The organism is Streptomyces sp. NPDC056222 (genome assembly GCF_042264065.1).
GTDB lineage: Bacteria > Actinomycetota > Actinomycetes > Streptomycetales > Streptomycetaceae > Streptomyces.
In genome coordinates, this window is the sequence record NZ_JBHJTL010000055.1 from 1 (window position 1) to 21,739 (window position 21,739).

At 70.4% G+C, this 21,739-nt stretch carries 20 protein-coding genes; 8 read left to right on the top strand and 12 right to left on the bottom strand.

What is annotated here, in order from left to right; translation table 11 throughout:
* Window positions 1-10: 10 nt before the first annotated feature.
* Together ACFC0D_RS24040 and ACFC0D_RS24045 are read right to left on the bottom strand one after the other, a co-directional pair.
* The gene (locus ACFC0D_RS24040) at window positions 11-1,816 is read right to left on the bottom strand and encodes a chitinase (protein WP_376439461.1); all 1,806 of its coding nucleotides are present in this window, start codon (window positions 1,814-1,816) and stop codon (window positions 11-13) included.
* A gap of 67 nt (window positions 1,817-1,883) precedes the next feature.
* Window positions 1,884-2,351: a hypothetical protein gene (locus ACFC0D_RS24045; RefSeq protein ID WP_376439464.1), complete on the bottom strand. Its 468-nt coding sequence runs from the start codon at window positions 2,349-2,351 to the stop codon at window positions 1,884-1,886.
* 287 nt (window positions 2,352-2,638) lie between these two features.
* Here ACFC0D_RS24045 and ACFC0D_RS24050 point away from each other — a divergent pair, with 287 nt between their 5' ends.
* Entirely contained in the window at window positions 2,639-4,939 is a 2,301-nt protein-coding gene (locus ACFC0D_RS24050; protein ID WP_376439466.1) for an MMPL family transporter, read from the top strand.
* A gap of 53 nt (window positions 4,940-4,992) precedes the next feature.
* Here ACFC0D_RS24050 and ACFC0D_RS24055 read toward each other — a convergent pair whose 3' ends face one another.
* From ACFC0D_RS24055 to ACFC0D_RS24080, 6 genes are all read right to left on the bottom strand, one after another.
* The gene (locus ACFC0D_RS24055) at window positions 4,993-6,411 is read right to left on the bottom strand and encodes an NAD(P)/FAD-dependent oxidoreductase (RefSeq protein WP_376439469.1); all 1,419 of its coding nucleotides are present in this window, start codon (window positions 6,409-6,411) and stop codon (window positions 4,993-4,995) included.
* Window positions 6,412-6,436: 25 nt separating this feature from the next.
* Window positions 6,437-7,231: an ABC transporter permease gene (locus tag ACFC0D_RS24060; RefSeq protein ID WP_376439472.1), complete on the bottom strand. Its 795-nt coding sequence runs from the start codon at window positions 7,229-7,231 to the stop codon at window positions 6,437-6,439.
* On the bottom strand, window positions 7,231-8,166 hold the full coding sequence (locus ACFC0D_RS24065) for an ABC transporter permease (protein ID WP_376439475.1): 936 nt from the start codon (window positions 8,164-8,166) through the stop codon (window positions 7,231-7,233). The genes ACFC0D_RS24060 and ACFC0D_RS24065 overlap by 1 nt, the downstream gene beginning before the upstream one ends.
* The gene (locus tag ACFC0D_RS24070; RefSeq protein ID WP_376439478.1) at window positions 8,163-9,314 is read right to left on the bottom strand and encodes an ABC transporter ATP-binding protein; all 1,152 of its coding nucleotides are present in this window, start codon (window positions 9,312-9,314) and stop codon (window positions 8,163-8,165) included. The genes ACFC0D_RS24065 and ACFC0D_RS24070 overlap by 4 nt, the downstream gene beginning before the upstream one ends.
* Before the next feature lie 70 nt (window positions 9,315-9,384).
* Complete coding sequence (locus ACFC0D_RS24075; protein ID WP_376439480.1) at window positions 9,385-10,635, bottom strand: PotD/PotF family extracellular solute-binding protein; 1,251 nt, start codon at window positions 10,633-10,635, stop codon at window positions 9,385-9,387.
* A gap of 29 nt (window positions 10,636-10,664) precedes the next feature.
* Complete coding sequence (locus ACFC0D_RS24080) at window positions 10,665-12,179, bottom strand: gamma-aminobutyraldehyde dehydrogenase (RefSeq protein WP_376439483.1); 1,515 nt, start codon at window positions 12,177-12,179, stop codon at window positions 10,665-10,667.
* 145 nt (window positions 12,180-12,324) lie between these two features.
* Between ACFC0D_RS24080 and ACFC0D_RS24085 the strand changes: the two genes are divergently transcribed.
* The gene (locus ACFC0D_RS24085; protein WP_376439486.1) at window positions 12,325-12,903 is read left to right on the top strand and encodes an NADAR family protein; all 579 of its coding nucleotides are present in this window, start codon (window positions 12,325-12,327) and stop codon (window positions 12,901-12,903) included.
* A 60-nt stretch (window positions 12,904-12,963) separates the two neighbouring features.
* On the opposite strand, the gene ACFC0D_RS24090 is transcribed toward ACFC0D_RS24085, so the two are convergent.
* Window positions 12,964-13,599, bottom strand: coding sequence for a DUF4190 domain-containing protein (locus tag ACFC0D_RS24090; RefSeq protein ID WP_376439488.1), 636 nt, complete (start codon window positions 13,597-13,599; stop codon window positions 12,964-12,966).
* A 75-nt stretch (window positions 13,600-13,674) separates the two neighbouring features.
* On the opposite strand from ACFC0D_RS24090, the gene ACFC0D_RS24095 reads away from it, so the two are divergent.
* The 6 genes from ACFC0D_RS24095 (at window position 13,675) to ACFC0D_RS24120 (ending at window position 19,348) form a co-directional block, all read left to right on the top strand.
* Window positions 13,675-14,700 (top strand): adenosine deaminase, encoded by a 1,026-nt coding sequence (locus tag ACFC0D_RS24095; protein ID WP_376439491.1) that lies wholly within the window; start codon window positions 13,675-13,677, stop codon window positions 14,698-14,700.
* A 28-nt stretch (window positions 14,701-14,728) separates the two neighbouring features.
* Window positions 14,729-15,451: a glycerophosphodiester phosphodiesterase gene (locus tag ACFC0D_RS24100; protein ID WP_376439493.1), complete on the top strand. Its 723-nt coding sequence runs from the start codon at window positions 14,729-14,731 to the stop codon at window positions 15,449-15,451.
* A complete protein-coding gene (locus ACFC0D_RS24105; RefSeq protein WP_376439496.1) occupies window positions 15,448-16,233 on the top strand; it encodes an SAM-dependent methyltransferase in 786 nt (261 codons plus the stop codon). Before ACFC0D_RS24100 ends, ACFC0D_RS24105 begins: the two co-directional genes overlap by 4 nt.
* On the top strand, window positions 16,233-17,402 hold the full coding sequence (locus ACFC0D_RS24110) for a sensor histidine kinase (protein WP_376439499.1): 1,170 nt from the start codon (window positions 16,233-16,235) through the stop codon (window positions 17,400-17,402). Before ACFC0D_RS24105 ends, ACFC0D_RS24110 begins: the two co-directional genes overlap by 1 nt.
* The gene (locus ACFC0D_RS24115) at window positions 17,399-18,070 is read left to right on the top strand and encodes a response regulator (protein WP_376439503.1); all 672 of its coding nucleotides are present in this window, start codon (window positions 17,399-17,401) and stop codon (window positions 18,068-18,070) included. Before ACFC0D_RS24110 ends, ACFC0D_RS24115 begins: the two co-directional genes overlap by 4 nt.
* Window positions 18,071-18,172: 102 nt before the next feature.
* The gene (locus ACFC0D_RS24120; RefSeq protein ID WP_376439505.1) at window positions 18,173-19,348 is read left to right on the top strand and encodes a serine hydrolase domain-containing protein; all 1,176 of its coding nucleotides are present in this window, start codon (window positions 18,173-18,175) and stop codon (window positions 19,346-19,348) included.
* On the opposite strand, the gene ACFC0D_RS24125 is transcribed toward ACFC0D_RS24120, so the two are convergent.
* Genes ACFC0D_RS24125 through ACFC0D_RS24135 form a run of 3 tightly spaced genes read right to left on the bottom strand, consistent with a single transcriptional unit; the run spans window position 19,327 to window position 21,623 of the window.
* Window positions 19,327-19,872, bottom strand: a complete 546-nt coding sequence (locus ACFC0D_RS24125; protein WP_376439507.1) for a hypothetical protein — start codon at window positions 19,870-19,872, stop codon at window positions 19,327-19,329. The genes ACFC0D_RS24120 and ACFC0D_RS24125 overlap by 22 nt on opposite strands.
* A 30-nt stretch (window positions 19,873-19,902) precedes the next feature.
* Window positions 19,903-20,424, bottom strand: coding sequence for an HXXEE domain-containing protein (locus ACFC0D_RS24130; protein WP_376439509.1), 522 nt, complete (start codon window positions 20,422-20,424; stop codon window positions 19,903-19,905).
* 35 nt (window positions 20,425-20,459) lie between these two features.
* Window positions 20,460-21,623, bottom strand: a complete 1,164-nt coding sequence (locus ACFC0D_RS24135; RefSeq protein ID WP_376439511.1) for a PotD/PotF family extracellular solute-binding protein — start codon at window positions 21,621-21,623, stop codon at window positions 20,460-20,462.
* Window positions 21,624-21,739 lie beyond the last annotated feature (116 nt).

Below are 21,739 nucleotides of genomic sequence, written 5' to 3' on the forward strand. Positions count from 1 at the left end.
CTGCCGGCCGTCAGCTCCAGCCGTAGGCGTCGAAGTTCCGGCTGAACTCCCAGCCGTTGAACCGGTCCCAGTTGATCGACCAGGTCATCAGGCCGCGCAGCGCCGGCCAGGTGCCGTGGGTCTGGTAGGTGCCGCAGTTCGTCTTCTTCGTCAGGCAGTCCAGCGCCTTGTTCACCTCGGACGGTGTCGTGTGGCCGTTGCCCGCCTGGGTGGAGGCCGGAAGACCGATGGCGACCTGGTCGGGGCGGAGCGCCGGGAAGACGCGCTCGGTGTTGCCGGCGACGGGGAAGCCGGTGAGGAGCATGTCGGTCATGGCGATGTGGAAGTCCGCGCCGCCCATGGAGTGGTACTGGTTGTCGAGGCCCATGATCGAGCCCGAGTTGTAGTCCTGGACGTGGAGCAGGGTGAGGTCGTCGCGCAGTGCGTGGATGACCGGGAGGTAGGCGCCGGCGCGCGGGTCCTGGCCGCCCCAGGGGCCGGAGCCGTAGTACTGGTAGCCGAGCTGGACGAAGAAGGTCTCCGGGGCCATCGTCAGGACGAAGTCGGAGCCGTACTTGGCCTTCAGGGACTTCACCGCCGAGATCAGGTTGACGATCACCGGGCTGGTCGGGCTGCGGAAGTCGGTGTCACCGGTCTGCAGCGAGAGGGAGTGGCCCTCGAAGTCGATGTCCAGGCCGTCGAGTCCGTACTCGTCGATGATCTTCGAGACGGAGGAGACGAAGGTGTCGCGGGCGGCCGTGGTGGAGAGCTGCACCTGGCCGTTCTGGCCGCCGATGGAGATGAGGACCTTCTTGCCTGCCGCCTGCTTGGCCTTGATGGCCGCCTTGAAGTCCGCGACGGACTCGACGTTCGGGCATTCGGTGGCCGGGCAGAGGGAGAAGCGGATGTCTCCTGAGGTCACCGAGGTCGGCTCGCCGAAGGCGAGGTTGATGACGTCCCAGGAGTCGGGGACGTCGGCCATCCGGGTGTAGCCGGAGCCGTTGGCGAAGCTGGCGTGGAGGTAGCCGACGAGCGCGTGGGCGGGGAGGCCGCCGCCGGGGTTCCCGCCACCGCCGGACGTCGTGGTGGCCGAGACGGCCGTGGACCTGGCCGACTCGCCGGCGCTGTTCACGGCGGAGACCTGGAAGGTGTACGAGGTGGAGGGCGCGAGGCCGGTCGCGGTGTACGAGGTGCCGGTCGCGGTCCCCGCCAGGGTTCCGCCGCGGTAGACCTTGTACGACGTGGCACCGGCGACGGCGGGCCAGGACAGCGGCACGGAGGTGGAGGTCGGGGAGCCCGCGGTGAGACCGGTGGGGGTGGCCGGTATCTGGACGGGGTCTCCGCCGGGGCCGACGAGGGAGACGTCGTCGGCGTGGTAGGCGCCGGTGCCGTACCAGCCGTGGGTGTAGATCGTCACCGAGGTCGTCGAGGCCCCGGTCGTGAACGTGGTGTTCAGCTTCTGCCAGTCGGGGGCGGACTGGGTCCAGGTGGAGACGTCGGACGTACCGGTTCCGGATGCGCCGAGGTAGACGTAGCTGCCGCGCACCCAGCCGCTCAGTGTGTAGGCGGAGTTCGGCTTGACGGTGACGGTCTGGGAGCACTTGGCGTGGTCGCTGCCGGCGGGGGTCGCCTGCAGCGCCTTCGTCCCACCGTGCACGGGTGCGGAGACGACGGCTCCGCTGCCCGCCGTACAACTCCAGCCGTCGAGACCGGATTCGAAGCCGCCGTTGCGTGCGAGGTCGAGGTCGGCGGCCTGGGCCGCGGGGGTGAGCGAGGCGAGTCCGCCGGCGGCGAGGACGCCCGCCAGCAGAAAAGTGAGAGGTCTGGTGCGGTCCACAACTGCCTCCGGGGGTGGGGGAATCGAGGTGGAGCGCGCCACAGCATGGTCCAGACCAATCAAGTGGTCAAGACCTCTGCCCCCCTTCCCCCCGCGCCAGTTGGCCCACCGCCTCGTGCATCGCGAGCTCCAGGAGCGAGGCGTCGTTGAGCGTCCCGCTCCCGTCGGGCGGGATCAGCCAGCGCACGCCGCCGGTGGCCCGCCCCGGGTAGGGGACGACGATCCAGGTGCCGCGACCGGCGCTGCGCACCCCGGTACCGAGCCAGCGCGCGGCCGTGCCGGGCGGCACGAAGAATCCCGTACGGGCCTCGCCGAAGTCGGCGAGCACCGGCCCGGGCCGTGCCACCAGCCGGGTGAGCACGTCGAGCGTGGGACAGCCGAGCTCCCCCGGCAGGATCAGCACGTCCCAGCGCCTGCCCGCGGGCAGCAGCGCCACCCCGTGCGGGTTGCGCTCCCATTCCCACCGGCAGGCGTCGGGATCCGGTGCCACCGATGCCAGCCATTCCACTGCGGTCCTGGCCCCCGAACCGGTCATTGCCCTTGGCCTCCATTCCGTGTGCGGACGCGACGTCCACACGCAGAGAGCGGGGTCGGCGACGATCATTACGCGGGTTCGGGCCACGGGTTGGTAGTGAACTGGGTCACACCGCGACCGACTGGTGTGCGCGGGGGGCGCACACCCGGCGCACGCCCTGGGGTCGAGGCCCGCCGGGACGCGCCCGATCGGGTGGACGGCGGCGGGCCGGGTCGACGGCTTCCGCCGCTCGCCGACCCCCGCGTGTTCGTATGGGCCTCCGCGCCGCCCTCACCACGGGAGTATCCATGCCCTTCCCGCCGTCTTCGGGTACCGCACCCGGCAGCCGAAGCACCGGCAAGAAGGGGCTGCTGTGGCGGCTGGGCGCATGGTGCGCCCACCACTTCGTCATCGTGATCGCGGCATGGATCGTCGCGCTGGCCGGCCTGTTGGTCCTTCAGCACGCGTACGGCGGGGAGTACTCGGACAACTACTCGCTGCCCGGCACCCAGTCCCAGGAGGGGCTCGACGTCCTCCGGGAGCACGAGCCGGCCGCCGGCGGCTACAGCGCCCAGGTGGTGCTGTACGACTCCGCGAAGCCGCTCACCGAGGTGAGCGACCAGATCTCCTCGACGGTCACCGCCCTCGGGAAGCTGCCGGAGGTCCTGAATGCGCAGAACCCGCTGCCGGCGCCCGGCACCACACCACCGGCCCCGCCCCCGGGCACCCCGAACGTCGGACCGCTCTCGACGGACGGCAAGACCGCCTACATCACGATGCGCTTCAGCGTGCAGCCCTCCACCCTCGGCGACGACTACCTGGACGGCGTGGACAGCGCCGTGGAACCGCTGCGCGCCGCCGGTGTCGAGGTCGAGTACGGCGGTTCGCTGGGCGAGCTGGCCCGGCCGGAGGCGGACGACCGGACCAGCGAGGCGATCGGCTTCGGGGTCGCGATCGTCGTCCTCCTGATCGGCTTCGGCAGTGTGCTGGCCGCCGTGCTGCCGCTGGTCACCGCCCTGTTCGCGGCCCTCTGCGGGATCGCGGTGCTCGGGCTGCTCGCCTCCGTGTGGACCTTCGCGACCGTCTCCCCGACCCTGGCCACTATGATCGGCATCGGCGTCGGCATCGACTACGCGCTGTTCCTGATCACCCGCCACCGCCAGCTGTTGATGAACGGCATGGACCCGGTGTCCGCCGGCGGGGCGTCCACCGCCACCAGCGGCCGGGCCGTCCTGGTCTCGGGCTGCACCGTCATCATCGCCCTCTCCGGACTCTGGGTCTCCGGACTGACCTTCATCGGACTGCTCGGACTCGCCGCCACGTGCACCGTCGTCACCGCCGTGATCGGCGCGCTCACCCTCGTACCGGCGATGCTCGGGCTGATCGGGCGGCGGATCGACAAGCTGAAGGTGCGCAAGCCGATCGCCGAGACCGACGCCGAGTCGGGCGTGGAGGAGGGGACCTGGCACCGCTACGCCCTGCGCGTCGAGCGCCGGCCGTGGTGGTTCCTGGCCGCGGGCGTCATCGTGCTCGTGGTGCTCGCCATTCCCATGTTCTTCATGCAGCTCGGGCACATCGGCGACGGCGCCGACCCGAAGTCCTTCACCGACCGGCGCGCCTTCGACCTGATGTCCTCGGCCTTCGGACCCGGCTCCAACGGCCCGCTGACCCTGGTCATCGACCAGACCTCGGTACCCGCCGCCGACCGGTCAGCCCTCGCCTCGCAGGCCCAGAAGGCCCTCACCGGGGTCCCGAACGCTCTCCTGATCACCCCGCTGCAGCCGACCTCGGACGGCGACGTCCTGCTCAGCACCGCCTACTCGGTCGCCGCGCCGCAGGACGAGCTGACGACGCAGCTGGTCAACGACCTGACCGGCACCGTCCTTCCGAACGCTGTCTCCGGGACCGTGGCCACCACCTACGTCACCGGCACCACCGCCGCCCAGGTCGACTTCCTCGACATCGTCTCCAGCCGGCTGCCGCTCATCATCGCCGTGGTCGTGGCCCTGGCGTTCCTCGTCATCCTGGTCGTCTTCCGAGGGCCGCTCGTCGCGGCCAAGGCCGCGATCCTCAACCTGCTGTCGATCGGCGCCTCGTACGGAGTGGTGGTCGCCGTCTTCCAGTGGGGCTGGGGAGGGCCTGCGCTCGGCGTCTCCGGAGACGTCCCGATCGAGAGCTACGTGCCGATGATGATGTTCGCGATCGTCTTCGGTCTGAGCATGGACTACGAGATCTTCCTGCTGTCCCGCGTCCACGAGGCCTGGCTGCGCACCGGCGACGCGAAGGCGAGCGTCGCGCACGCCCTGGAGATCACGGCGCGCGTCATCACCTGCGCGGCGCTCATCATGGTGAGCGTCTTCGCCGCCTTCATCATCAGCGACAACATCGTGGTGAAGATGCTCGGTCTCGGCCTGGCGGCAAGTGTGCTCATCGACGCGACGGTCGCACGTCTGCTGCTGGTGCCCGCCGTGATGACGCTGCTCGGGGAGAAGGCCTGGTGGACCCCGCGCTGGCTGGACCGGATCCTGCCGCACGTGGACACCGAGGGCGACAGCGTACTGGCGGAGGCGGGCACGAACGGCACGGCGGGGCCGCGGCAGACGCCGTGACCCCGCCGGCCGGGCCGCCCGACCGGGGCCCGGCACTGTCCGGAGGACGGACCCTAGCTGTCGAAGCCCAGGCCCAGGCGGTCCATCGCCTTCAGCCACAGATTGCGACGGCCGCCGTTCTCGTCGGCCCTGGCCATCGACCACTTGGTGATGCCGATGCCGGCCCAGGCGATCGGCTCCGGCGGGAACGGCAGCGGCTTGGAGCGGACCATCTCCAGCTCCGTACGCTCCGTGCGCTCACCGGCCAGCAGGTCCAGCATCACGTCGCCGCCGAAGCGGGTGGCGCCCACACCGAGGCCGGTGAAGCCCGCCGCGTAGGCGACCTTGCCCTGGTACGCCGTACCGAAGAAGGCGGAGAAGCGCGAGCAGGTGTCGATCGCGCCGCCCCAGGCGTGACTGAAGCGGAGCCCCTCCAGCTGCGGGAAGCAGCGGAAGAAGTGCTCGGCGAGCTTCAGATACGTCTCCGGGCGGTGGTCCATCTCGGCGCTGACCCGGCCGCCGAAACGGTAGACCGCGTCGTAGCCGCCCCACAGGATCCGGTTGTCGGCGGTGATCCGGAAGTAGTGGAACTGGTTGGCGCTGTCCCCGAGCCCCTGGCGGTTCTTCCAGCCGACGGCGGCGAGCTGCTCGGGGCTGAGCGGCTCGGTCATCAGGGCGTAGTCGTAGACCGGGACGGTGTAGTGCCGGACCCGCTTGACCAGCGAGGGGAAGACATTGGTGCCGAGCGCGACCCGGCGGGCGAGGACCCTGCCGTACGGGGTGCGCACGCCCATGCCCGCGCCGACGGAGACGAGGTCGAGGCCGGGGGTGTTCTCGTAGATCCGCACCCCGAGGTCGGCGCAGGCCCGCTTCAGACCCCAGGCCAGCTTGGCGGGGTTGAGCATGGCGACGCCGCGCCGGTCCCACAGGCCGCCGAGGAAGGTCGGGGAGTCGACCTCCGCGCGGACCGCGTCGCCGTCGAGGAGGTCGAGGCCGTCCGCGAGACCGAGCCGCTCGATCTCCGCGTACACCTCGGTGAGTTCCTCGACCTGGTACGGCTCGGTGGCGACGTCGAGCTCGCCGGTCCGCTCGAAGTCGCAGTCGAGCGAGTATCGGGCGACCGCCGCCTCGATGGCGTCGAGGTTGCGCTCGCCGAGCTCCTCCAGCTTCGGCAGCTCGCCCGGCCAGCGGGCGAGTCCGTTGCCGAAGCCGTGGGTGAGGGAGGCGGCGCAGAAGCCGCCGTTGCGGCCCGAGGCGGCCCAGCCCACCTCGCGCCCTTCGATCAGGACGACATCCCTGGAGGGGTCGCGCTCCTTGGCGAGGAGCGCGGTCCACAGTCCGCTGTATCCGCCGCCGACGACGAGAAGGTCGCACTTCTCGGTGCCGGTGAGGGCGGGCAGCGCTCCGGGCTTGCCGGGGTCTTCCAGCCAGAAGGGGACGGGCTGGGCGTCGGAGAGAGATTGTGCAGCGAGACGCATGGCGACTGGGGCCATGGTTTCCAACTCCTTCAGGGCTTGCTCAGGTTGTCGCTGTTTTCTTGCGCCGGTTCGTAATGATCTGTCCGGCTACCACCACCAGTACGGCAATGATGAACATGGCCGTGCCGATGACATTGATCTGGACGGGCGTGCCGCGCTGTGCCGAGCCCCAGACGAACATGGGGAAGGTGACGGTCGAGCCCGCGTTGAAGTTGGTGATGATGAAGTCGTCGAACGAGAGCGCGAAGGCGAGCAGCGCTCCGGCGGCGATTCCGGGGGCGGCGATCGGCAGCGTGACCCGTACGAAGGTCTGCACCGGGCCGGCGTAGAGGTCGCGCGAGGCCTCCTCCAGACGCGGGTCCATGGACATCACCCGCGCCTTGACCGCCGTCACCACGAACGACAGACAGAACATGATGTGGGCGATCAGGACCGTCCAGAAGCCCAGCTCGGCGCCCATGTTGAGGAAGAGCGTGAGCAGGGAGGCGGCCATGACGACCTCGGGCATCGCCATCGGCAGGAAGATCAGCGAGTTGATCGCGCCACGCGCCCGGAAGCGGTAGCGGACCAGCGCGAAGGCGATCATCGCGCCGAGGAGCGTCGCGCCGAGGGTGGCCCAGGCGGCGATCTGGAGGGAGAGCGTCAGCGAGCCGCACAGGTCGGCGACGCCGCACGGGTCCTTCCAGGCGTCCAGGGAGAAGCGCTGCCAGGCGTAGTTGAAGCGCCCGTTCGGCTTGTTGAACGAGAACACCATCACGACGATGTTCGGAAGGATCATGTACGCGAGCGTCAGCAGGCCCGCGAGGGCGACAAGGTTCCGACGGATCCAACGCATCAGACCAGGTCCTCCGTTCCCGCACGGCGGATGTAGACGGTGACCATGAGCAGCACGATCGCCATGAGGATGAAGGACAGCGCGGCGGCCGTCGGATAGTCGAGGACCCGCAGGAACTGCGACTGGATGACGTTGCCGACCATCTTGGTGTCGGTCGAGCCGAGGAGTTCGGCGTTGACGTAGTCGCCGCTGGCCGGGATGAAGGTGAGCAGCGTGCCGGAGACCACGCCCGGCATGGAGAGCGGGAAGGTCACCTTGCGGAAGGTGGTGGCGGGGGACGCGTACAGGTCCTTCGCCGCCTCGTGAAGCCGGCCGTCGATCCGCTCCAGCGAGGTGTAGAGCGGCAGGATCATGAACGGCAGGAAGTTGTAGGTGAGACCGCAGACCACCGCCATCGGGGTGGCGAGCACCCGGTCGCCCTCGGTCCAGCCGAGCCAGCTCGTCACGTCCAGGACGTGCAGGGTGTTGAGCGCGTCGACCACGAGGCTGTCGTCCGCGAGGATCGTCTTCCACGCCAGCGTCCGGATGAGGAAGCTGGTGAAGAACGGCGCGATCACGAGGACCAGCAGGAGGTTGCGCCACCGGCCGGCCTTGAAGGCGATCAGATACGCCAGCGGATAGCCGAGGAGCAGGCACAGCAGGGTGGCGGTACCGGCGTACAGCAGGGAGCGGACGAACTGCGGCCAGTACTCCTGGAAGGCGTCCCAGTACGTCTGGAAGTGCCAGGTGACCTCGAAGCCCTTCTCCAGGGAGCCGGTCTGCACCGAGGTGGAGGCCTGGTAGACCATCGGCAGCGCGAAGAAGACGAGCAGCCAGACGATGCCGGGCAGGAGCAGCCAGTACGGGACGAGCCGCTTGCGGGTGGAGGGCTTGCGCGTCACCGGTGCTCCGGCCGGCGCGGTCTCCTCCTCCTTGGTGAGGGTGGAAGTGCTCATCCGGCGTCCTCCACCGTCTCCACGCCCGCGTCGATGTCCTGATCGGCGTCCAGGCCGAACGTGTGCGCCGGGTTCCAGTGCAGGACGACCTCGGCGCCGGGCGCCAGACGGGCGTCCCGCTCGATGTTCTGCTCGTAGACCTGGAGCTCCGCCCCCGCCGGCGAGTTCACCACGTACTGGGTGGACACGCCGATGAAGGAGGAGTCGGCTATGCGGCCGGTGACCCTGTTGCGGCCGTCGGCGATCTTCCCCGCGTCGTCGGCGTGCGCGAGCGAGATCTTCTCGGGACGGACGCCGACGAGGACCTTGCCTCCGGTGCGTACGGTCGCCGAACAGCGGTCCGCGGGCAGCCGGAGCTTGCCGCCGCCGGCCGTCACGACCAGGTCGGAGCCGCCGTTCTCGACGACCTCGGCCTCGATGAGGTTGGAGGTGCCCAGGAAGTTCGCCACGAACGTGGTCCGCGGGTTCTCGTACAGGTCGGCGGGGGCGCCGAGCTGCTCCACCCGGCCGCCGTTCATCACCGCGACCTGGTCGGCCATGGTCATGGCCTCCTCCTGGTCGTGGGTGACGTGGACGAAGGTGATGCCGACCTCGGTCTGGATGCGCTTGAGCTCCAGCTGCATCTGGCGGCGCAGCTTGAGGTCGAGAGCGCCGAGCGGCTCGTCGAGGAGGAGGACCTGCGGGTGGTTGATGAGCGCCCGGGCCACGGCGACGCGCTGCTGCTGGCCGCCGGAGAGCTGGTGCGGCTTGTGCCGGGCCTTGTCGCCGAGCTGGACGAGCTCCAGCATGTCGTCGACCTGCTTCTTCACCGACTTGATGCCCCGCCGGCGCAGACCGAACGCGATGTTCTCGAAGACGTCCATGTGCGGGAAGAGCGCGTAGGACTGGAAGACGGTGTTGACCGGCCGCTTGTACGGCGGGAGGTCGGTGACGTCCTTGTCGCCGAGGAACACGGTGCCGCTGGTGGGCTCCTCCAGGCCGGCGATCATGCGCAGCGTGGTCGTCTTGCCGCAGCCGGAGGCGCCCAGGAGGGCGAAGAACGAGCCCTGCGGGATGGTCAGGTCGAGCGGATGGACGGCGGTGAAGGAGCCGTAGGTCTTGCTGATCCCGGTGAGACGGACGTCGCCGCCGGTGTTCTTGTCAGTCATGGGTTGCGATCCCAGGTTCGTAAGAGGTGGACGACGATGGGGGCGCCCCCGCGCTTGCCGCTGCGGGGGATCAGGCACCGATGAGCTTGGCGAACTTCTCCTCGTACGCCGTCTCTTCCTCGCTGGTGAGCGAGCGGAAGGCGTGCGACTTCGCGGCCATGGCCTTGTCCGGCAGGATCAGCGTGTTGTTCGCCAGCTCCGGGTCGATCTTGGCGAGCTCGTCCTTCACCCCGTCGACCGGGCAGACGTAGTTGATGTACGCGGCCAGCTGTGCGGCGACCGGGAGCTCGTAGTAGTAGTCGATGAGCTTCTCGGCGTTGGCCTTGTGGCGCGCCTGGGCCGGGACCAGCAGGTTGTCGCTGGAGGTGATGTAACCGGCGGACGGTATCGCGAACTTGATGTCCGGGTTGTCGGCCTGCAGCTGGATGACGTCACCGGCCCAGGCGAGACAGGCCGCGAGGTCGCCCTTGTCCAGGTCGGAGGTGTAGTCGTTGCCGGTGAAGCGCCGGATCTGCTTCTTGTCGACGCCCTTCTGCAGCCGGCCGATCGCCTCGTCGTACTCGGCGTCGGTGAACTTCCCCGGGTCCTTGCCCATGTCGAGCAGCGTCATGCCGACGGAGTCGCGCATCTCGGTGAGGAAGCCGACCCGGCCCTTGAGGGAGGGGTCGTCGAGGAGCTGGGTGACGGAGTCGACCTTCTTGCCGCCGGTCGCCTTGGAGTTGTAGGCGATGACGGTGGAGATACCGGTCCACGGGTACGAGTAGGCGCGGCCCGGGTCCCAGTCGGGGCGGCGGAACTGCGCGGACAGGTTCGCGTACGCGGTGGGGAGGTTGGCCGCGTCGAGCTTCTGCGCCCAGCCGAGCCGGATGATGCGTGCCGCGAGCCAGTCGGTGACGCAGATCAGGTCGCGACCGGTGTCCTGCCCGGCCGCGAGCTGCGGCTTGATCTTGCCGAAGAACTCGACGTTGTCGTTGATGTCCTCGGTGTACTTGACCTTGATCCCGGTGCGCTTGGTGAACGCCTCCAGGGTGGGGCGGGACTTCTCGTCCTCGCTGACGTCCATGTACTCGGTCCAGTTGGAGAAGGCGACCTGCTTCTCCTTGGCCGAGAAGTCCGTGGACGCGGGGCCGCCCTGGCCCTCCCGCTTGGCCGGCGGGATTCCACAGGCGCTCAGGGTCGCGAGGCCGCCGACCGTGAGCGCGCCGACGCCACCGGCGCGCAGCATCGAACGGCGGGTGAGGGCGCCCCGGCCACTCGTCAGACTGCGTCGCATCGCCGCGAGTTGTGCGGCGGACAGGCTGTCGGGCTCGTACTGCTCCATGCGCTGTACCTCTCGGGGGTTGGGGAGGACTACCGGTCTCCGAAGATCGTGCGGTGCCAGTCCTTCCGGGCCACCGCGGTGTTTTCGTACATCACATGCTTGACCTGCGTGTACTCCTCGAAGGAATACGCCGACATGTCCTTTCCGAACCCGGAGGCCTTGTAGCCTCCGTGCGGCATCTCGCTGATGATCGGAATGTGGTCGTTGACCCAGACGCAGCCCGACCTGATCTCGCGGGTGGCGCGGTTGGCCCGGAAGACCTCGCGGGTCCAGGCGGAGGCGGCGAGGCCGTAGGGGGTGTCGTTGGCGAGCCGGATGCCGTCGTCGTCGCTGTCGAAGGGCAGGGCAACCAGGACCGGTCCGAAGATCTCCGACTGCACGACCTCGCTGTCCTGCGCGGCGCCGGTGATCAGGGTCGGACGATAGTACGCACCGTTCTTGAGCTCCCCGCCCGGGGCCTCTCCGCCGGTGACGACGGTGGCGTAGCCGCGGGCGCGGTCGACGAAGGCGGCGACGCGGTCGCGCTGGGCGTGGCTGATCAGCGGGCCGAGGTCGGTGGACGGGTCGAACGGGTCGCCGAGGCGGACGGTCTCCATGAGTTCGGCGACCCGGGCGACGAAGGCGTCGAAGAGCGGGCGCTGGACGTACGCGCGCGTGGCGGCGGTGCAGTCCTGGCCGGTGTTGATGAGCGAGGCGGCGACGGCGCCGTGGGCGGCGGCCTCCAGGTCGGCGTCGTCGAAGACCACGAAGGGTGCCTTGCCGCCGAGTTCGAGGTGGAGCCGCTTGACGGTGGACGTGGCGATCTCGGCGACGCGCTTGCCGACAGGGGTGGAGCCGGTGAAGGAGGTCATCACCACGTCCGGGTGGCCGACGAGGTGTTCGCCGGCGGTGCGTCCCGCGCCGTTGACGATGTTGACGACACCGTCGGGGATGCCCGCGTCGGTGGCCGCCTGGGCGAACATCAGCGAGGTGAGCGGGGTGAGTTCGGCCGGCTTCAGGACGATCGTGTTGCCGGCCGCGATCGCCGGGAGGATCTTCCAGGCGGCCATCTGGAGCGGGTAGTTCCAGGGGGCGATGGAGCCGACGACACCGATCGGCTCCCGCCGTACGTACGAGGTGTGGTCACCGCTGTACTCGCCGGCCGACTGGCCCTGGAGGTGGCGGGCCGCTCCGGCGAAGAAGGCGGTGTTGTCGACCGTGCCGGGCACGTCGAACTCGGTCGACAGCTTGATGGGCTTGCCGCACTGGAGGGACTCGACGCGGGCGAAGTCCTCGGCCCGCTCGGCGAGCACCCCGGCGAACCGGTGCAGCGCGTCCGAGCGCTCGCCGGGTGTGGCACCGGCCCAGCCCGGGAACGCCTCCTTCGCGGCGGCGACGGCGGCGTCCACGTCCGCGGTGGACGCGAGTTCGTACGTGTACACGCTCTCGCCCGTGGCCGGGTCGACGACGCTGTGCTCCTCGCCCGAGGTCCCGGGCCGCAGACGGCCGCCGATGTACTGTGCGCCGTCCGCGAAGCGGTCCGTCACCTGGAAGCGGTTGCCCATGACGCTCTCCGTTGTTCCAGCTCGAATTGAGTGCCGATCCTGACAGAGCTATACCAGCCCAACAAGTGATTCCGTTGTTGCCTTTTGGTTACGCGACGGAATCGGTCGACCATGTGTCGAGGGGTCGGGTAAATGACCGTACGGAATGTCCGTGGCGGCTGCCAGAATCGCGTGCATGGGGAAGATCGACGAGTTGACGCAGCAGGTCAGCAGGGGCGACAAGGTGAAGTGGCTGCATTTCTGGGGCCACCGCCCGAGGCCGGACGGGCAGCTCTCCGCGAGCTGTCTGAGCCAGTGGTGGGAGTCACCCTTCGAGGTCGACGGGGTGCGGTACGCGACGGCCGAGCACTGGATGATGGCGGCGAAGGCCCGGCTCTTCGGCGACCCGGAGGCCGAGCGGGCCGCACTGTCGTCCCGCACGCCCGCGGAGGCCAAGAACGCCGGGCGGCAGGTGCGGGGCTTCGACGAGACGGTCTGGCAGCGGGAGCGCTTCGAGATCGTCGTGGAGGGCAGCGTCCACAAGTTCGCCTCGGACGACGCCCTGCGGGCGTTCCTGCTCGGCACGGGCGGCCGCGTCCTGGTGGAGGCGAGCCCGTTGGACCGCGTCTGGGGCATCGGTCTCGCCGCCGACGACCCGCGCGCGATGGACCCCGCCCGCTGGCGGGGACTGAACCTGCTGGGCTTCGCGCTCATGGAGGCGCGGGAGCGCCTGCGCGGCGCGTAGAGGCGACGCAGAGGGCCCCGCAGCCGGACGGCGCGGGGCCCTTCTCCCTGGCGGGACGGGCTAGCGGTTCTCGACCACCAGGCTCGTCGCCCACGGGTCGTCCGTGTCGTTGTCGTAGCTGTCTCCCTGGGCGACGGCCCAGATGATGAAGCCCAGGAACACCGCGCTGATCAGGATGCCGATCGAACCGAGGACGATGCCCGCGGTCGCCATCCCGCCGTTGTTCGCCTCGCCCCGCTGCACCTTCTTGCGGCCGATGATGCCGAAGATCAGGGCCAGGACGCCCAGGACGACACCCAGGCCGTACATGCAGAAGCCCACGGTGGCGATGATGCCGAGCACCATCGCCGCCGTCCCCATCCCGTTGGACGGGGACGCCTGCCAGCCGGTCTGGCCGTAGCCGCTGTATCCCGGATAGCCGGGGTAGCCGTACGCCGCCGGCGCGGGCGCGGCCGGCGTCGCGGCCGGGTATCCGTACGCGCCGGGTGTGGTCGCGGGGCCTCCGGGGGCCACGGGCGGCGGCGGCACGTCCCCGGCCGCCGGCATCGAGGTCATCGTCGGCTGGTCGTGCACCGGCGGACGGTCCTGCGGCGCGGGCGTCGAGGACTTGCTCAGTTCCACCCCGTCGCGGTTCGGCGGAGCCCACGGGTCCGCCGGGTCGTACCCGCCCTGCGGCTGGTCGCTGTTGTCAGACATGGGCCTCCCCCATCGTGGTCACGCCATGCTACGACCTCCCCCCGACGGCGGACCGGCCCGGCCTACGATGATCCGATGACCGATCTCCACTCCTTCATCGCGGGCCTCCCCAAGGCCGAGCTGCACGTCCACCACGTCGGCTCCGCCTCTCCGCGGATCGTCTCCGAGCTGGCGGCACGCCACCCCGACTCGAAGGTCCCCACGGACCCCGAGGCGCTCGCCGACTACTTCACCTTCACCGACTTCGCGCACTTCATCGAGGTCTACCTCTCGGTCGTCGACCTCGTCCGCACCCCGGAGGACGTCCGGCTGCTGACGTTCGAGGTCGCCCGGGACATGGCGCGGCAGAACATCCGGTACGCCGAGCTCACCATCACCCCGTACAGCTCGACCCGCCGCGGGATCGACGAGCGCGCCTTCATGGCGGCCATCGAGGACGCCCGCAAGGCCGCCGAGGCCGAGCTGGGCATCGTGCTGCGCTGGTGCTTCGACATCCCCGGCGAGGCCGGTCTGGAGGCCGCGGAGGAGACCGCCCGGCTCGCGGTCGACCTGCGCCCCGAGGGCCTCGTCTCCTTCGGCCTCGGCGGCCCGGAGATCGGCGTACCGCGCCCGCAGTTCAAGCCCTACTTCGACCGGGCGATCGCGGCCGGCCTGCGCTCCGTCCCGCACGCGGGCGAGACGACAGGACCGGAGACGATCTGGGACGCCCTGAACGAGCTGGGCGCCCAGCGCATCGGCCACGGCACCAGCGCCGTGCAGGACCCGGCGCTCCTGGCCCATCTGGCGGAGCACCGGATCGCCCTGGAGGTCTGCCCGACCTCGAACATCGCGACCCGTGCGGTCGCCGATCTGGACCAGCACCCCATCAAGGAGATGGTGGCGGCCGGCGTCCTGGTGACGATCAACAGTGACGACCCGCCGATGTTCGGTACGGACCTGAACAACGAGTACGCCGTCGCCGCCCGTCTTCTCGAGCTCGACGAGCGCGGTCTGGCAGCCCTCGCCAAGAACGCGGTCGAGGCGTCGTTCCTGGACGAGGCCGGGAAGGCCCGCCTTGCCGCCGAGATCGACGACTACACGGAGACGTGGCTCGCGCGCTGAGCGACGCCCCAGCCGCAACAATGGCCCCATGGACCTCGGAGCCCTGGATCACGTCACTGTCGTAGGCCACCGCGGCGACCCGTACCGCGTGCGGGAGAACACGGTCCCCTCGATCGTCTCGGCGATCGAGGGGGGCGCGGACGCCGTCGAGATCGATGTACGGCTCACCCGCGACGGGGTCCCCGTCCTGCTCCACGACGACACGCTCGAACGGCTGTGGGGCCACGACCGGCCGCTGTCCGCGCTCACCCACTCCCAGCTTCGGGAGCTGACGTACGGCGGGGTCCCGACGCTGCGCGAGGCGCTGATCGCGGCCGGACCTCACCGGCTGATGCTCGACCTGCCCGGCGGGAACGAGGAGTCGGTCCGCACGATCGTCGGTACGGTCCGCGAGTGCGGGGCCGCCGAGCGTGTGTACTACTGCGCGGGCGGGGTGGCGATGCTCCAGGTCCGGGCCGCCGACCCGGCCGCGGAGATCGCCCTGACCTGGACGACGCTCGCACCGCCGCGTGCCGTGCTCCTGGACGCGGTGCGGCCGCGCTGGCTCAACTACCGCTTCGGTCTGGTGAGTCGGGAGCTGGCGGAGCGGGTGCACCGGGACGGGTACCTGCTGTCGGCCTGGACCGCGGACACCCGGCGCTCCATGCGTAAGCTCCTGTCCCACGGGGTGGATGCGATCACCACCAACCGGGTGGACGCGCTCGCCGCCGAACTGCGAGCCGCCGAACTGCGAGGGGGAGACCACCGGTGACAGGGGCCGAGCGGATCCGGACCGACATCGCGCACAACGCCCGCGTGTGGAACTACTGGCTGGGCGGCAAGGACAACTACCCCGTCGACCGGGCGGTCGGCGACCAGGTCACCGGCCTCTACCCGAGCATCGGTGAAGTGGCCCGCGCGGACCGGGCGTTCCTCGGCCGGGCGGTGACGCATCTGGCGGCCGACGCCGGGGTGCGCCAGTTCCTGGACATCGGCACCGGCCTGCCGACGGCCGACAACACCCACGAGGTCGCCCAGCGGGTCGCGCCGGAGGCCAGGATCGTCTACGTCGACAACGACCCGATCGTGCTGACGCACGCCCGCGCGCTGCTGACCAGCGCCCCGGAAGGAGTCACAGAGTACATCGACGCGGACGCGCGGAACCCGGAGCTCATCCTGGAGGCCGCGGCCCGGACGCTCGACCTGTCCCGTCCGGTCGCGGTCATGATGCTGGGCATCCTCAACTTCGTCCTGGACACCGACGAGGCCCGGAGCGTGGTCCGTACGCTCATGGACGCGATGCCGTCCGGCAGCCATCTCGTACTGACCCACCCCACCCTGGAGCCCGAGCTCGGCGGCGAGGGGAACGTGGCGGCGATGAAGTTCTGGAACGAGAACGCGACCCCGCCGATCACCGCCCGCACCCGCGCCGAGTTCACCTCCTTCCTGGACGGGCTCGACGTCCTGGAGCCGGGGATCGTCTCCTGCGCGAGCTGGCGGTTCGCCCCGGCGAGCGAGGTGGCGCAGTTCGGCGCGGTGGGCCGGAAGCCGTAATGGGCATACGGGGGGACGTACGAGGATGGTGGGAGCGGGCACGGGAGTTGGGCGCCTCCCGTCCGCAGGCCGTGGACGTCGGGATCGCGCTGCTCGTCCAGGCGGCCATGACGATGCCGTTCGTGGTGCCCCGCCCGCCGGAGCTGGAGCCGGCGACCTGGCCGGCGTACGGGCTGACCACGCTCACGGTGCTGCCGCTGGTCTGGCGGCGGCGCGCGCCCTTCGCGACGCTCCTGGCGGTCATGGCGGCCAGTGCGCTGTACAAGCTGGCCGTGGAGGGGCCGGGCCAGCCCCTGCCGTACACCGGGCTCGTGGTGATCTACACGATCGCCGCGATCGCGCCGTCATGGCAGCGGCTCACGGCTCTGCTGCTGCTCGCGGTGGCGGTGCCCGTGTCGGTGTGGCTCAACACCCGCTCGGCACGTGAACTGACCTTCTCCCTCTTCGTGTTCGCGGCGGCGTACGTCTTCGGGCGGCTGACCGATGCCCGGCAGCGGGCCCATCGCGTCGAGGCCGAGCAGGCCGCGGCGCGTGAACGGGCGCGGATCGCCCGGGAGATGCACGACATCCTCTCCCATGCGGTGAGCCTGATGGTCGTGCAGGCGGAGGCCGGTCCGGTGGCGGTTCGGGCGGCTCCGGAGCGCGCGGAGGCCGCGTTCGACGCCATCTCCGCGACCGGCCGGGACGCCATGGCGCAGCTGCGCCGGATGCTGGGGGTGCTGCGCGACGGCACGGAGGGCGACGCTCCCCGGGAGCCGCAGCCGGATCTCGGCGGGCTGCCGGAGCTGGTGGAGCGGGTCCGGGCCAGTGGGCTGGACGTCTCGTACACGACGACGGGCGGGGTGCGGGCCCTGCCGTCCGCCGTCGGGGCGACCGTCCACCGCATCGTCCAGGAGGCGCTGACGAACGTGGTGAAGCACGCCGGGGCGCGGACCGCCTCCGTGCGGCTGGCCCACGAGGACGGTGTCCTGGAGATCGTCGTGACGGACGACGGCCGCGGTCCGCGGCGCGGTGCTCCGGAAGGCTCCGGCGGTCACGGGCTCGTCGGTATCCGCGAGCGGGCGGCGGCGCACGGCGGCGCGGCGGTGAACGGACCGGGGCCGGACGGCCGGGGCTTCGAGGTGCGGGTCGAGCTCCCCGTAACCTCTCCCGCGGAGGTGGCGCGTTGACGATCCGTGTCGTGGTGGCCGACGACCAGGAGCTGGTCCGCAGCGGTTTCTCGATGATCCTGGAAGGGCAGCCGGACATCGAGGTGGTCGCGGAGGCGGGCGACGGGGCCGAGGCGGTCGAGGCCGTGCGCCGGCACCACCCCGATGTGGCCCTGCTCGACATCCGGATGCCGCGCATGGACGGCATCGAGGCCTGCCGGACGATCAGCGCCGAGTCGGCGTGCCGGACGGTGATGCTGACGACCTTCGACTCCGACGAGTACGTGTACGAGGCGCTGCACGCGGGCGCGAGCGGATTCCTGCTGAAGGACGTGCGCCGGGACGATCTGGTGCACGCGGTACGGGTGGTGGCGCGGGGCGACTCGCTGCTGGCCCCGTCCGTGGCGCGGCGGCTGGTGTCGGAGTACACCCGTCCGATCCGGCGCGCGCCCCGGCCCGATCCGCGCCTCGACGCGCTGACGGCCCGTGAGCGGGAGACGCTGCTGCTGCTCGCGCGGGGTCTCTCCAACGCGGAGATCGCGGCGGAGCTGGTGGTGAGCGACCACACGGTGAAGACGCATGTGGGGAACGTGCTCGCCAAGCTGGGCCTTCGGGACCGGATCCAGGCGGTGATCTGCGCGTACGAGAGCGGGCTGATCACCGCCGGTTCTCCCCCGGCCGGGGGATGAGCGGGGCGGGCGAAGATCCCCCGCTCCGGCGATCCGGTGATCGCCGCAGGTCAGCAGGATGGGAGTCATCGGGAACACCGGCTCACATCCACGGAGTTGACCATGAAGAGCACCACGCGCACGCTGCTGGCCGCCGCCCTCGTCCTGGGGGTCGCGGCGGGCCCCGCGGTACTGCCGGCCACCGCCGCGGCCCCGTCCACCCCCGCGTCCGTACCGGCGCCGACCTCGAACGCGGCCCTCGAAGCGGCGATCGCCGGGCTCCCCAATGCCCATGCCACGGCCGCGCTGGTACGGGTCGGGGGCACCGAGGGTGTCTGGCGCGGCGCCTCGGGCGTGCACGATCTGGCGACGATGCGCCCGGCCGACGCGAACGCCCGCTTCCGCGCCGGTTCGGTGACCAAGGTGTTCACGGCCGCCGTCGTCCTCCATCTGGCCGCCGAGGGGCGGCTGGACCTGGACCGCCCGGCCCGCTCCTACCTGCCGGAGCTGATCCCGGGCCGGTACGGGAAGGTGACGGTCCGCCAGCTGATCAACCACACGCACGGCATCCCGGCGCCGGACTTCGCCGGCACGACGGTCGAGGAGTGGTACGCGAACCGCTTCGAGATCCACGACCCGCGGGACATGGTCCGCTCGGCGACGGCGAAGCAGCGCGAGTTCGCCCCCGGCACCCGCCAGCACTACCTCAACATCGGCTACACCATCGCGGGTCTGCTGATCGAGCGGGTCACCGGTGACACGTACGAGAACCAGGTCGCGGCGCGCGTCCTGCGGCCGCTGGGGCTGCGCGACACGTACTTCCCCGGGGCCGACCCCCGCATCAGGGGTCCGCACAACCACGGCTACCAGACGATGAAGCTGGACGACGGCACGACCGGGCTGCGCGATGTCTCGGTGTGGGGGACGACGGACGGCTGGGCGGCCGGCGACATCATCTCGACGACGGCCGATCTGGAGCGGTTCACGACGGCCCTTTTCGACGGCCGGGTGGTGCGCGGCCCGCTCCTGGAGGAGATGTTCACCCTGCCGAAGGTCACGGACTTCACGAGCGGCGACCCGGCCGCGTACGCGGCCGGGCTGGCGATGAAGAAGCTCGGCGGGCGGGAGGTGTGGGGCAAGACGGGCGGCCGCTGGGGCTACAACGCGGCCATCGCCTCGACCCGCGGCGGCGCGCGCACCCTGGTCTACAGCGTCAACTCCACGGACGCGAAGGGCCAGGACACGAACAAGGTCGCGCTGAACATCATGGTGGCGACCTACGGCGCGCCGACGGACTGAGGCGCTTCGGCCACGGCCTGCACCGCTTCGAGCCGCTTGATCATCCGGCGTACGACGAGCAGCGGGATCACTCCGAAGACGCCGAACGACATGTCGATGACGGACCACCAGAAGGGGATGTCCCGGATCGGGCCGCAGATCAGCGCGAGCGGGATGATCCCGGCGCAGGCGATCATCCCGAACTCGATCACCCAGATGTTCCGGACCGGGTCGCGGTAGGGGCCGTAGAACGCGACGGCGATGACGAGGTGGGCGAAGGCCAGCCAGTCGGTGCCGTAGAGCAGGAAGGGGTACTGCGCGTCGGCGGTGTCGACACCGACCCGTACCCGCTCGATCCACTCCAGGAGTCCGGGGAAGAGCTCGGCCACGGGGGCCGCCCAGGACGTCAACGCGTCTTCGAGAAGCCGGATTTCGGTGACGAGCGGGAAGGCGGTGGCCCCGCTCAGGACCAGACAGACGATGAAGACGACCAGCCACACACGGATACGCCTGAGAAGGGCACGGGGCCCCTTCGTCTCGTTCATGACAGCACCCTACGCCAGTCATGAACGCGTTCAAAAACCGGGGTGGCCGGTCACCTTCCGGGCGAGGGCGTGCGCGGCGACGGTCACTCCGCCGGCCAGCGCGAGCCCCGTCACCAGGTCCCGCGCCCTCGTCGGCCGCAGCACACCGGCCCGCCGCAGCCGCCCGCGTGCCCAGAGCGTGAAGGGCACGACGATCAGCGGCGAGGTCGCCGAGCCGGGTGTGTATCCGCGGACGGCGGCGGCCTGCGCCAGATGGACGAGGCCGTGCAGGCCGAAGCCGTTCAGCGCGGCCTGGTAGAAGGCCGACCGGCCGCCGGAGCGCTGTCCGGCGACGGCAGCGGCGGCCACGACGGCCCCCACCGCCGTCACGGCGACGGCGAACTCCCGTTCGTCGACGCTCTCCACGACCTTCCACACCGCCTCGGGAGCCTCCGGGAAGCGCTCGCGCAGCTCCGGCAGATGCTCCCGGAGCCAGCGGGGCCCGAGGAGGATCTCCTCGGTGTCGTGCAGGGCCCAGGCGGCCAACAGGCCGTACGTCACAGCAGAGTTCACGTTCGAGTTCGCGTTCGCATTCACGTCCGGTGAACTCACAGGCCGACGATCGAGTTCCACCTCTTCGCGAACTCCGTCCGCTCCTCCGAGGTGATGTCCCGGGCGATCGACAGCCGCCCCCGCATCTCGTCGTCGGGGAAGATCAGCGGATCCTCGGCGAGGGCCGCCAGCTCCTCGTCGTCCGAGGCCGCCAGGACGTCACGGGCGGCGGGGACCGGGCAGACGTAGTTGACCCAGGTGGCGAGCTCGGCGGCGACCTCGGGCTCGTAGTAGTAGTCGATCAGCTTCTCGGCGTTGGTCTTGTGTCGCGCCAGGTTGGGGATCATCAGCGACTCGGCCCACAGCTCGGCGCCCTCCTCCGGGACGACGAACTCGATGTCCGGGTTGTCGGCCTGGAGCTGGATGACGTCGCCCGAGTACGCCTGGCAGGCCAGCACGTCGCCGGTCGACAGGTCCTTGATGTAGTCGTTGCCGGTGAAGCGCCGGATGTGCCGGTTCCGCACGAGCCCCTCGATCTGCTCGCACACCGTGTGGAAGTCGTCGGCGGTCCACCGGGTCACGTCGACGCCGTTGCCCTGCATGAGCAGGGCGAAGGACTCGTCGAGCCCGGACAGCAGGGTGATCTTCCCGCGCAGTTCGTCGTCCCACAGCTCCTTGACCGAACGGATCTCCCGGCCCAGCTTCTTGCGGTTGTAGGCGATGCCGGTGATCCCGGACTGCCAGGGGACGGAGTGCAGCCGTCCCTCGTCGAAGGAGGGCGAGCGCAGCTGCGGGTCCAGGTACCGGGTGATGTTCGGCTGCTTCGCCCGGTCCATCTCCTGCACCCAGCCGAGCCGTACGAACCGGGCGGCCATCCAGTCGCTGACGACGATGAGGTCGCGGCCGGTCTCCTGGTGGTTCATCAGCGCCGGGCTGATCTTGCCGAAGAACTCGTCGTTGTCGTTGATCTCCTCGGTGTAGCGGACGGAGATCCCGGTGCGTGCGCCGAAGGCGTCCAGCGTGGGCCGCTTCGAGGTGTCGTCGTCATCGGTGTCGATGTAGAGAGGCCAGTTCGCGAAGTCGAGCGTCCGGTCCCGCGCGGACAGGTCCCGCCCGGCCCGCTCCCCCGGCTCGACATAGGCGGCGGGCACCCCGCAGCCGGCGAGCACGGTCGCGGCCCCCACACCGCCGATCCCGCGCAGCAGGGACCGGCGGGACATTGTGTTCCTGGCTGTCGCTCTCACCCGTGCAGCATCCCGGGCCCGCCGCGAAGGAACAATGGACGGTCCGTCGACCGAACGGCCGCGGCCCCGACACCCTGTCGATCAAGGGTGTC

What these genes read in the sequence shown, in the direction of transcription:
- ACFC0D_RS24055 (WP_376439469.1), bottom strand. Translation starts at nt 6,411, where the DNA reads ATGGCCCCAGTCGCCATGCGTCTCGCTGCACAATCTCTCTCCGACGCC.
- ACFC0D_RS24085 (WP_376439486.1), top strand. Translation starts at nt 12,325, where the DNA reads ATGTCCGTGGCGGCTGCCAGAATCGCGTGCATGGGGAAGATCGACGAG.
- ACFC0D_RS24125 (WP_376439507.1), bottom strand. Translation starts at nt 19,872, where the DNA reads ATGAACGAGACGAAGGGGCCCCGTGCCCTTCTCAGGCGTATCCGTGTG.
- ACFC0D_RS24065 (WP_376439475.1), bottom strand. Translation starts at nt 8,166, where the DNA reads ATGAGCACTTCCACCCTCACCAAGGAGGAGGAGACCGCGCCGGCCGGA.
- ACFC0D_RS24135 (WP_376439511.1), bottom strand. Translation starts at nt 21,623, where the DNA reads ATGTCCCGCCGGTCCCTGCTGCGCGGGATCGGCGGTGTGGGGGCCGCG.
- ACFC0D_RS24070 (WP_376439478.1), bottom strand. Translation starts at nt 9,314, where the DNA reads ATGACTGACAAGAACACCGGCGGCGACGTCCGTCTCACCGGGATCAGC.
- ACFC0D_RS24095 (WP_376439491.1), top strand. Translation starts at nt 13,675, where the DNA reads ATGACCGATCTCCACTCCTTCATCGCGGGCCTCCCCAAGGCCGAGCTG.
- ACFC0D_RS24050 (WP_376439466.1), top strand. Translation starts at nt 2,639, where the DNA reads ATGCCCTTCCCGCCGTCTTCGGGTACCGCACCCGGCAGCCGAAGCACC.
- ACFC0D_RS24090 (WP_376439488.1), bottom strand. Translation starts at nt 13,599, where the DNA reads ATGTCTGACAACAGCGACCAGCCGCAGGGCGGGTACGACCCGGCGGAC.
- ACFC0D_RS24080 (WP_376439483.1), bottom strand. Translation starts at nt 12,179, where the DNA reads ATGGGCAACCGCTTCCAGGTGACGGACCGCTTCGCGGACGGCGCACAG.
- ACFC0D_RS24060 (WP_376439472.1), bottom strand. Translation starts at nt 7,231, where the DNA reads ATGCGTTGGATCCGTCGGAACCTTGTCGCCCTCGCGGGCCTGCTGACG.
- ACFC0D_RS24110 (WP_376439499.1), top strand. Translation starts at nt 16,233, where the DNA reads ATGGGCATACGGGGGGACGTACGAGGATGGTGGGAGCGGGCACGGGAG.
- ACFC0D_RS24100 (WP_376439493.1), top strand. Translation starts at nt 14,729, where the DNA reads ATGGACCTCGGAGCCCTGGATCACGTCACTGTCGTAGGCCACCGCGGC.
- ACFC0D_RS24120 (WP_376439505.1), top strand. Translation starts at nt 18,173, where the DNA reads ATGAAGAGCACCACGCGCACGCTGCTGGCCGCCGCCCTCGTCCTGGGG.
- ACFC0D_RS24075 (WP_376439480.1), bottom strand. Translation starts at nt 10,635, where the DNA reads ATGGAGCAGTACGAGCCCGACAGCCTGTCCGCCGCACAACTCGCGGCG.
- ACFC0D_RS24045 (WP_376439464.1), bottom strand. Translation starts at nt 2,351, where the DNA reads ATGACCGGTTCGGGGGCCAGGACCGCAGTGGAATGGCTGGCATCGGTG.